Below are 11,968 nucleotides of genomic sequence, written 5' to 3' on the forward strand. Positions count from 1 at the left end.
CTCATTTCATCTGGCAAGACCAAAGTAGGTGCCAGAAGAGCAAGGATTACTGGGGCACCTAACCTCATCTTGAACGCCTCAGCGCGACAGTCGCACCGCCACCAATCACAAGCAGGCCGATCAGCAGCAACACCCAAGGTACACCTCTCGTGTCTTCTGAGGTCTCTTCGGTTGGGATTGAGTCTTCCGGCTCATCCAAGACGGGCGGCGTGTTTTCCGGCATGTCTGCTTTCGCATCGTCAATGCGTGCCAGACGGGGCGCGCTTGCCACTCCAATAGACAGGTCCAGAATCAAGTTTGTCGTAATGCCTAACTCATCCGTAGCAATAATTTGCAGTGGCTCGCTACCTTGGGGCCGCGGGGCAAATGCATGACCTGCGACAAGCGTAGCGCCAGTCGCTGCATCTGTCATCCGGAAGTTCGTCAAATCGGCGCCAGACAAAACAATGCGATCCGTTGCTGACAAGGCACTGAGATCCAATTGGTCTGGGTCTCGTTCCAATGCGATGCTTAATACCGGCGGCGAGCGATCAACAATCAACTCTCGGCGTAGCCCAATGCCGTTCGCGGTTTCCATTTCCAGTTGCCATATCCCTTCGGGCAGCGCCTCCGCTGAAGTGAGCTGGAACACCCCATTTTCCACGTTTACCTCGAAAGCAATGTCCTCTGTCTGGCCATCTGCATCCAGCAGCCGCCAAGCCAAATCCTCTGATCGTCCTTCAAGGAACCCGGTCAACGGCGCATCTACCGCCCCTGAAACGCGATCCTGATCGAGGCTGAAATCGACGCTTTGGTCAAATTCCATCCGCCAGATTTCCTGACGTCCGGATCGCCCGCTTTCAAACAACATGGAGCTGCCATCTGGGGACACCATCATCGCCCGATCCAACCCACCATCATTGTCCAAGACCAGACTTTCCCGACGCGCGCCAACCTCCCGACGCCACAGCCCACCTTCACCGTCCGCCTTTGCAAACAAATAAGCTTCGTCCGTAATAGCCGTTGCATCAAGATCACGGGTCGCGGGCGCATCCGGATGGGCTGACAGAACCATTGTGGTTCCGGTCTCGAGATCACAAAGCCACGTGGTGCGATGATAGATACTTTGCGTGACCAGGACCTGGCGCCCTATTGGCCGCGGGTTAAGCATGGTTGCCCCACCCGCAAATTCGCAGATTGAAACGTCCAATTCAAACGGGTCGACAATCCGGTTTTCTGTGGTGGCTAACCACTGATCTGCAATCCAGCCCAACCCCGAAAAATCACCGTCAATGGACTGCTCATCGCCAGATGACTTCTGCACAACCAATCCGGTTTCTGTCAGATACCCCATCTGGCCGTCAGGCCCGATCACGGGGTTGGTTTCATTTCCGCCAGTCTCGGTCAGCCAAGTGATTTGCGCAGACGCCAGATCATAACTAGCAATGTCGAATTGCCCCTCTCGCTGGCTGGCAAAGATGAACCCTGAACCATCTGGCAACCACGCAGGCGTTCGGCCCCCGTCAACCGTAAGCTGGGTGAGATTGCCAAAGGCAAGCGCTTGGGCGCGATAGCGCCAGCGCCACTCTAACGGGTCAGAGCGATGCCCCAGCTGATCGACCAACACCAATCTGATAATGACTTCCCCGCCGTTGGGTACGGACAATCCGGGTACTTCGCCCAAGCGGACAGACATGCTTGATCTGACGGTGTCAAATTGGATGATCTCAGTTGGAACGGAAATGCCATTCACAGTCAATTCTGTCTGCACGCGAGCAATCCCGGCGCCCGTTTCCATAAACGAAATACGCGGGAGCAATTCAGAGGATTCCCCTGCCTCTGCTGGTTCCGTCGTAGTGATCAGTGGTGGCGTGCGGTCGATCAATCCAACCCATATCTGGCCGTCCTCGGACATGAAGCTTTGCCAGCCCTCGTTCTCAGCAGCCAGCGCTTCCCCGCTGGGCAATGCCCAAGTCTCGGCAGTGTTAGGCAGCGTTCCGATACTTAGCGACAGTAGTTGCGCCGCAACCTGTGGGGGAACATCGGCTGCAAATGTCCGCCAGGCTGCCGAAGAGATTTTGACAAGCTCAACACCTTCCAAAAGCCTCGCCTCCTGTGGCAGGTATTCCGACAGCAACAGGAATATTGGTTGGGGGGCGTCACCTGGTTCCAGATTCAGAGGTGGCGTTGTCAAAGCCGCCCGACTGCCCAATCGTTCCGATCCCAATGGAACAAGACGCGCATCACCATCAAATCTGAGCAGCAACGCCAGCCCTGAGGTATCTCCGATCTGGATCTGTGCAACAAGTCCAAGCGGTTGGTCAAGCGACACTGGCGCAGCAAAATCGACGACACCTCGACCCGGGTCACGCACAGCCAACTGCAATCCCGGTTCTGGCGCATCGGCGAACCATGGCGCGTTGGATTGGGTCGGTTGGGACGATGGTTGAGGCGGTTCAGCCATTGTTGCGTAAAACCGCGTCGGGCGCAGGCTTGAAGGCACTTGCGCTTCAATCCGGTTGCCGTTTCGTTGCGTAGCCAGAACGGTCACCGCCCCAGATGCATCCAATAGCGCGACCGATCTGCCCGCCTCGCTCTCCAACGACAAAGTCACAGGTGCACGGAACGCAAGGCCTTGCGGTGCGAACCCGTATAGACGTCCCGCCGCCTCGGGTGCATTTGGCGGCAGCGCATTGTCGGCGACATCGACTGAAAGCGCACCCATTCCCAAATTGAGGGCAAACGGAGGCAGACTGAGGCTGGCCAACCCATCCGGGCTGGTCAGTGTCGTGTTGTCTTGGCCTGTGGCCACTTCTCCTACGCGGACCATTGTACTTGCTTCGGCAAAATTTTCCTCGGCGTCGAAACTGCGCAATCGCACCTCGATCCACCCGCTTTTCATCACGGGCCCGCTTTCGGCGAATTCAAAACTGTGAAGCGCCGATCCGGTATCCAGAGACGCGAGATTGCCGTAAACTGTCGACCGCAGCTGCTGGCTAAGGATCGTATCGATCCGCCGGGTGACCTCTTGCTGCGTCATGACTGTCGGATTGGTTGAACGGATCAACTCTTGCCAGCTTTCGTCGCCCGTCCCAAAACTGCGCATCTCGACAAGGTAATGGCTGAACCCTTTGCCCCCGGCTTGCCCAAAAATCGGTACCGTTTGGCGCACCACAGCACCTTGGGGTGGGTACAGCAAACGCGCCACCAGGGCCGGATTACCACCCACGTTCGTGTTGATATCTATCGTATCACCTCCGGCCGGAGCATATTGGCCACGTAACCGCGCGCCATTGGCGATGCCCGCATCACCTTGCCACCAGAAATAACGTTGCCCGGCTGCAATCGGACCAGAAAAGAGTGGGACCTCGGCGTCATTGCCTAGCACCAGCGTCAAGGTCAAATCGCCAGGCTCAGGCAAACTAAGCTCTGCTGTCAAATCTGCTTCTGGCGCACCGGAATAATCCCGATCCGCAGCAGACACGATCCGCGGCGAGACATCTTCACCGCCAGACAGCCGGGTTGGACCAAAATATGCTTTGCCGTCCACGGCGTAGAACGCCAACCCGGCAATATCTCGTCCCCCCATCCCAATCTCTGAAACAGGGATGCGCAACCGCATCCAAGTGCCGGGCAAGGGCAACGGACCCGATGCAATGTGACCATAGCCCGACCGGTCTTCGAAGGGCAGAAGATCCGCACCAAAGCTTGCGCGGTGCGCCGCTGAGAGCGTTTCGTCATAGACTTGCAAAACGATCTGGGCCGGTGGAGTTTCAGGGTGCAGATAGACGTATTGAATGATATTGTCGCCCGCGATGACCCGATGCGGCGCATCCCAAAGCAAGTAATGAACAGGGGGGCCCGACCCGCCGCCAATATGGGCTTGGTCGGTTGGGCCAGTCGTGACCTCCTCCCAAATCCACGCACCTCCTAGGGTCACACCCTCATCGGGAGCTTGCGCCAGCAAAGGCTCGGGACGATCAAAACGCTCCCATGGCAAATCCGTGGATTTCAATCGTGTCTCGGCGACGGAAATCACCGCTGAAAACGCGGCAGTTGTGTCGGTTCCTGTGCTGTCAGTTTCCGTGTCAATTACACCCATCAGATAGGCGGGAGTGCGGGTTCCGTCGGCTCCAACTATCAAGATCGCGTAGGTGCCGATCGTGAGATCAACAAACATATCTGGTGCAAACAGCTGCGGATTGGCGCCCGGCACCAGTGACAGGCTTGCCAGTTCCTGTTCTTCCTCGGTTTCAGGCTCAACCAGTACCAATGAAACGTCTTGGGCGCTCTCTGACCAAAGCGTCAAAGCCACCCACTGAGGCTGCCCGGCGACCATCAACATAGACCCACCTCGCAGCAGCGGTGGCCCGTATTCCGACATTGCGACAAAGGTCGGGTCATTGGCGTTGATGAACCCGGACCGTTGCAGAAAACTGAGAAATGCTTGGGCGGCCTTGTCGCCGTTTCTGGCTGCATCAAGTAACCTGTATGCCAAATAGTTACCAAGCGCCCCACCTACCTGATGGGCGGCAATTGCAGCATTCAAAGGATACGGCAAAACCATCCCTGCACCGCTCAATGCCATACCGGTCCAGTATTCCCGGTGGCCAATTTGGCCGGTCAAATAAAGGTGCGTGCTGTAGACATCAGAGGCGATGCTCAACGCACCCAAAGCCCGCCCAAATCCGCGACCAAGACCTGATCCGCCACTTGGCGGAGATCCATAGAGTCGGGCACGCGCAGTGCGCGGAGGTCGCGCCGTCGGGGTTCCCCCTGCGGTCCGCGGCGGTGGAGAGACGCGCGGTCCCCCATCCAAATCTGGCACGCGGTATCGACCACCTTGTGCCGACGGGCGCGGCGCTGACGGCGACGGACGCGCAGTATCTGGCACGGCGGGACGGTCCGGCAGGCTGCGTGGGCCGCTGGCATCCGGGGTCGGCGTACGCGGTGTTCTGGGCGCATCCGGCGTTGATGGCTGTGGTCGCACAATGGGTCTCTCGGGTGCGGATGCGGGCTGCACCGGAGGGCGGTTCGGGGACGCAACCGGACGCGGATTACGCGCAGGCGGCGCCTGTGTAGCGGGGGGGCGAGGTCTGGCCGTTGGGGCTTGAACCCTTGGTGGGCGCGGTCTTGGTGCCGTTGTGTGCGGAGGCCGCGGTGCGCTAGGGCGTGCAGTGTTTGGCGCACTGCCCGAGGGGCGCGGTGACGTCGAAGGAGGGCGACCATTTGCCGGTAAATCAACGGCAGGCAAGCGCTGCGTGGTCCGCGCGTTAGGTGCCTGGGTCCGCGCTGCAGGAGAGTCAACCGCAGGCAGACGTTGCGTTGCATGACGTGCGGGCTGGGGCGGCGGTGCGGTACGGGCTGGGGGGCGTGGCGCATCCGGAGCATTCGCGCGGGCAGGATCAATCGTGGCTCGATTTGGACTGGTTCGCGGAATGCTACGCGCGGCGGGCGGCGGGTTAGTCGCGCTGGCGACAGCCCCCGGAGAGTTTGGCAATTGTGGCATTGGACGCGGAGGCGCAAGTGCGGCGGTTCGCGCGCGCGATGCCGCGGCGCGGGCCTGACGGATCATATGATCACGCGTATAGGCCGCATCATGACCCAAATGAGAGTTCCGCAACGCATATTCGTGGGCCGGACTGCTTCGATAATGTTCAGCTGTGCGCACCCAATCATCAAGCACATGATGCGCAGGTACTTCGGGCATATGTAACCGCGCATTACGCACGATCGTTTCGGGCGTCATCTGAGAGAAGCCTGTCCACGGCGTGTAACTACGGGCCGCCCGGTACGGCGAATTCTGAAATGTATTTGGCAAATGCCCGTCCGCGCCGCGCGGAAGATACTGCCTGTACTCAGTCTGGAACGCATAGTTCATGGACTGACGCATCAAACGGCGTTCGCTGCCGGGGGGATGAAACCCTCCTGCCGCGCGCTCTAGATTGCTCCCGTGAAGGTGGGCATCAAATTCCTTCCATAGTCGACCCATCGTGTATCGGCCGTTTTGCTCTAGCCCGCGTTGATAAAGATGGCGCCCCTCATGCCCAACAACACCGGTCAGGCCGCGGGGACTGGGGATACCAGCTGCCGCGCGCGGATCGCGCAAGACAGATCGGCCCGGATTAACGTGGAGATTTCCACCTTGCTGATAACCGTATCCTGCAACGTCCGATCCAAAATGCAGGTTGGTCGCAGGGCTTCGCAGCTGCTGCAGAGTTTGATTTGCCCCGGACCGCACTGAAGGCCTGCTATCATTGGCAATGATTGATTCCAGATCGCGTACCATCGCGTTATAGGCATTTCGGTACCTCGGGTTTGACCCGACATTGCCGGGAGGATAGCCGCGTCCTGGCATGGGTCCACCTGCTTGTGGTGCGCCACCTCCGGTGCCAACCGTATGGGCCTCGTGCCCATCCGTGTCCGCATAGCTCAATGGGTCCAGTGCTGCGTAAGCATAGGGGTTTGATGGATTGTCGATACCCATTGGATCCGGGGCGTTGAACCGTTGAAGCGCGGGCAGATAGACCCTCGCATCCGTATGGATCAAGCCGAATTCCGGGTCCGTCAGACCCCCTGCATATCCCACCCAACGCGCAAAATCCGCAGGCGCATCCCGCGATTGACCCCACGTATCATAAAGTGCCAGCGTTTTCGTTTCGCCACCGACAACTTCGAATACGGGCGTGCCAATTTGATTTGGTACCAACAGGCGAACCTCGTCACCCATATGCAGTCGCACGTAATTGGGCAGTGCTTCATTTCGCTCGATCAGCGCAATACGTGCACCATCCGCACCATAAACTGCAATCAGCCGTCCCTCGAACCAGAGGTACTCTTCAATCTGGTCCCCGGCAGTTCGGCGCACGATTTGCCCAAACGCATCGTAGTCAAACGCCACATTTCGTGCGCCATCGCTTACCGAGACCAACTGGCCGGCTGCATCATACGTATAAGTGATCTGACCATTCTGGATGAGCTGGCCATCCATGTCATAGGCCAAGGTCTCCCCCTGATTTTCAGATAACTGCCACGCGGAATTGTAAGCCCTGTCATCGACATCCGGTGTCGTCAGGACGTTACCGGAGCCGTCATAGGACCATTCTAATCGCACATCCCCTTCATTCACCGCCACCAATCGCCCGAGCGCGTCGCGCTCCATCCGCTGCGTTTGCCCGTTCAATGTCAGCGCGGAAACGGCATTGTCTTCGGCGCGTTCAACGGTCAATCGGCCTTCTGAGCCCGCCCCTGCGCGCACTTCGACCTCAGCTAGGACCGAATTTGTCGCCAACAAGACATCCGCCTCGGCCCCATCTGAGGTAGTTAGGTGATATGTGGCTTTCGACGGATCATAAACGGTCTGCGTACGGGTTCCGTCCGGACCGATCTGAACCTGACCTTCACCCAATGGATAGGCGTATCCGATACGGTCCCCTTCAGGCAGAACCAAGGCCGTCATCCGGCCCAAACTGTCATACTCAAAAGAAAGCTGGCGTCCCAATGCATCTGTGACGCTCTGACTGGCCCCGTCCTCGGCATACCTATAACGGATGACACCGATCGCATTTTCCGCTTCGCTTAACCGACCATTCTCATCGAAACGGATCGTGTTGTGGATCTCGCCGTTCACCAGTGCCGAGAAGCTGGACCAATCCTCGCTGGGTTCGATCAATATCTGAGAACCGCCGGAATAGCTTTGGCCAGATGGCATTGTGCCTTCCCAGCCAAACGCCTTTGCCCACCCCGACAAGGCGCCCATTTCAATCGCGCGGCCCAGATCATCGTAAACTGCATATTGGATCCGGCCATCGGGATCGATCACTTCGGTGATCTGCCCAGTCGCGGCGCGCTGAACTGTCGTTACCCCTCCAAGCGGATCTTTGGACCACAGCTCTGTTCCATCATACCCAATTCCTGCCTGCCAAAGATTGCCGCGCGGATCTTCGATGGTTTGAATTCGGACAACACCATCGTCACTCGGTTCAACTTGCACCTCCTCGATGACAGTCCACGTTTGATGGTTGTCACCTAGTTCAGACCGGATCCCATCGACGGTCGCCGCCAGAATTTGCCCCTCCGGGTCAAACTCATAGCTGATCTGCATCTCAGGTGACATTTGCGCCACCACGCGACCACTTGCATCAAATGTCGTCACAGTTTGCGTGCCGTCCGGTCGGGTCAAGGTCGACTGGTTGCGATCTGGGTCAAATACCTCGACCCAAGACAAAACCCGATCACCGTTGGTCGTCGTCATCTCAGTAGTTTTCTCGTCGACGTACCGCATTTCGGTGACAACCGTATCAACGACCTGCCGGACCACACGCCCCTGATCATCCAGTTCGATAATTTCTTGCCGCTCGATCCCGGCAGCATCCAAAGACGTGTAACGTAATGTACCCCCGTCATCGCTTACCGTCTGCGTGAGCGTGACACCATCGCTGGAGCGCAGCGCAACCGGCGTTTCCCCGCCCTCTTCATAGATCAATTCAAACGCGAGGTAGGGAGAAGAGACCGCGTTAAGCCGCCCGCTTTCGTCATGCTCATACAGCGTCGGCACACCAATTTCGTCGACAATTTCTGTCACGTAGCCATCTTGGCTATAGCTGATCACCGACGGCATCAATGGATCGCCGGCGCGTACCACCATGCCCTGTTCGTCCGTTTCAATGATGAACGGCTCATCGCTCAGACGTTCAGCAGAGATCAACGCGCCAGAGGCGTCCAATCGTTCAATCTGTCCGTCCCCACTGGGCAAGATAGTGGTTACCAAACGACCGCCATCCTCAAGCTCTTCAGTGTAGCTTAGCGCGCCCCGTTCCCCTGCAAAGGCTTCGGCTCCTTGATCGTCAATGACCAGCCCACGCACACGCCCGGCCCCGTCGGCCATCACCGTCCCGTCCGACGGATCAAGCGCAATCGACACTCCTCCGACATCTTCAATTTCCAGCATCCGACCAACCGTATCGCGGCGAAACCGAATACCGTTTCCATCCCCATCCAACATCGCTTCGATCAATCCGTCCGAGCGATAGTGCGCTTTGAGGATCTGCGCACCATCGCTCAGCGTGTCCAAACGCGCGAGCGGATCATAGGTGTAGTGAAGCGGCGAAGTACCACTGCCACGAATGTCTGATATCAAGCCCTCGGGCGTATAGACATATTCCATCCAGCGCCCGTCAGACGTACGCCAGGATTTGGGTCGATCAGCCGCGTCATAGGTATAATATGTTTCAATCCCCTCTAGGTCGAGATGCGAAATCAGTTGATCGGCCTCGTCATAAGTAAATCTTTCGACTTGCCCTGTTTCACCGGCAATTGCGGTCACGCGACCAATTGGATCGCTTTTCTGCCAAAATGATCCCTCCGCCCGGAACACAAGCTGAGGATGCCCATAGGTGTCCGGCGCGGCATAAGACACATCAGTGGACCCGGTTTCGGGCAGAGGAAGGGTGCCATTTTCATCAACAAGCAATCGTGGATCACCCACGGCATCAAAGATGACCCCGCCAACCCATTCTCCGTTAATACTAACATCGACTTGCCCGTCACGGTGGTCACGCACTACGCGAATGCCGTCGGGTTGCGTATCGATGATCGTGTATTGATCCGTCATGACCGGGTCTCGGATCAATTCACTGCGGTGTTGCTGTCCAGCGGCATCCGTTCGGGTTTGGACCAGCCGTCCGTCACCCGCCCGACCCCAATGATCAAATGCTGTGCTCAGCGCTCCGGGCCCGGTCAACCTCCGCACCCGAGAATTCACATCATATTCGATCTCAAGGCTGGCCCCATCGACGAATGTCACTCCGGTCAGGATGGCCGCATCGCCATAGTCAAAGACCGTCTCGCGACCTCTCGTATCGATGGTTCGTGCCAAGACGCCTCCGGCATACTCGAAACGGACCACGCGGTTCAGCATATCGGCAATCTGCACAACGCGTCCGCTATCCCAGCTTAGCGCCAAGGCTTGGCCGTCGTCATGAACAACCTTGGCAAGCTGTCCATTTTCATAAAGCAGATCATAGCCAAACCCTTGTGGGCCTTGCCGTCTGGCAAGCTTCAAATCTGCGTTGAATACCTCTTGGGATCCATCTGAATAAAGCCTGCGAAAACCGCCATCAGGCAATGCATAGATCTTTGCCTCAAGTCGCCCTGCAGTCGGTTCATATCCAGATCCCGCAGTTTGGACATATGCACTCTGGCCACCGTTATCTTCGTAAACATAAAGCGTGCCAGTGTTGCGATCCCGTTCAATTCTGGTGGCAAAAGCCCAAGCCCAATTTGGACCCATCCCGGTATTGAGTGCGCCCTGACTATAATGCCGTGACATGGTCAGCGGCCAATCACGCGCGCCGATTGACAGGTCAACGAACCCAAAGCCAAGTCGGCCAGACATATCCACGATGTCCGTGTGAAAGGTCTCGGGCAAAGCCAGTTCGCTCGGCAGTGGGGAAATGATGTCAGGCGGTGCGGCAAAGACTAAATCGTCCTCTTGGGCCAAAGCTACGGTGGAAAGGAAGGCGAACATCCCAACAAGCAGAGGTAAGAGTTTGTTTCTAAATCTCATTCGCTAACCCCCGAAAATAAATCACTGCCGGACAACAATGGCGACCTTGTGTACAGTCCATCTCGACGTCCCATCGCACGTGACAGCAACTCAATCGTCAACGTCGATGCGCCCTCGCGATCCCCGGCATCTAGAACTTCGATCCCGATCGAGCGACCGGGTTGAAGGTCATGCAAAACTCCTTCCAACACGTCATTGGTCTCTAAATCGGTCCAGACAACAGTTGCAGTATCTGGCAGCCCCCCTAAGCGATAAAGCCCGCGCTGCGGCGGTTGAAAGACAATGAATGGAACGGTGGATTGGGCTGGAACCACCACCCGTTCCCATGGCAACATACTGACCTCACTAGGCAACAAGGTCTCACCGACAAAGCTACCGTCTGGCCGTTGCAGGCGCACACGCAGTTTCACGGTTTCCTCGCGCGCTTGTTCGTTCCAGTATCCGGTATCACTGATAATTAGGAAGAATATCAACTGCCCGCCTTCGACGGGGTGGCTGCGCGTTCGTTCCGCTAAAATCGTCCCATTAACATCGTACCAATACGACGGTAGGTTGCCGTGACCACCATCTTCGATCACCTCAAGAATAAGCGTTCCGCTTGTTGGCGCGACTATTGCGAAATAGTCCCTGTCCACTCGTGGCATAAGCCGCAACTGAACAAGATCGCCCGGCGCGACGGGAACGGCGGTTTCAATTGAATCATTGGGCTCGTCATAAGGCTCCGCTGAGAAGTCGACCTGTACCCGCACCTCGTCCTCGCGCGCCTGCTGTTCCCAATAACCGTTGTCACTGCGTACTTCGAGGAAGTAGCGCTCGCCTGCGCGCACCGAGATCGTACTTTCCCAGTCGCCCCGCAGCAGCGTTCCGGCTGCGTCAAACCATTGGAACCGCTCGTCTGCATGCCCGCCATCCGCGACAAAGCTTGCCAAAAACGCCCCGTCGCCCGGGGCGGTGAACGCAAACACATCCAGATCGGCGCGCGGCATCAAACGCAGCGCGATCTCTTGACCGAGGTCCGCCGGGGTGGCGTCAGCCACCGTGTCATTGGGCTCGTCATAAGGCTCCGCCGAGAAGTCGACCCGTACCCGCACCTCGTCCTCGCGCGCCTGCTGTTCCCAATAACCGTTGTCACTGCGTACTTCGAGGAAGTAGCGCTCGCCTGCGCGCACCGAGATCGTACTTTCCCAGTCGCCCCGCAGCAGCGTTCCGGCTGCGTCAAACCATTGGAACCGCTCGTCTGCATGCCCGCCATCCGCGACAAAGCTTGCCAAAAACGCCCCGTCGCCCGGGGCGGTGAACGCAAACACATCCAGATCGGCGCGCGGCATCAAACGCAGCGCGATCTCTTGACCGAGGTCCGCCGGGGTGGCGTCAGCCACCGTGTCATTGGGCTCGTCATAAGGCTCCGCCGAGAAGTCGACC

2 protein-coding genes are annotated in these 11,968 nt (G+C 57.8%); both read right to left on the minus strand.

Annotated features, from left to right (window positions below):
* Nucleotides 1–64: 64 nt before the first annotated feature.
* Nucleotides 65–10,546, minus strand: coding sequence for an RHS repeat-associated core domain-containing protein (locus tag LC354_RS16425; RefSeq protein ID WP_223425750.1), 10,482 nt, complete (start codon nucleotides 10,544–10,546; stop codon nucleotides 65–67).
* Nucleotides 10,543–11,968 (minus strand): hypothetical protein (locus LC354_RS16430; RefSeq protein ID WP_223425751.1); only part of this gene is annotated, 1,426 nt, incomplete at its 5' end. The genes LC354_RS16425 and LC354_RS16430, both read right to left, overlap by 4 nt.

The organism is Tateyamaria pelophila (assembly GCF_019966495.1).
Classification (GTDB): Bacteria; Pseudomonadota; Alphaproteobacteria; order Rhodobacterales; family Rhodobacteraceae; genus Tateyamaria; species Tateyamaria pelophila.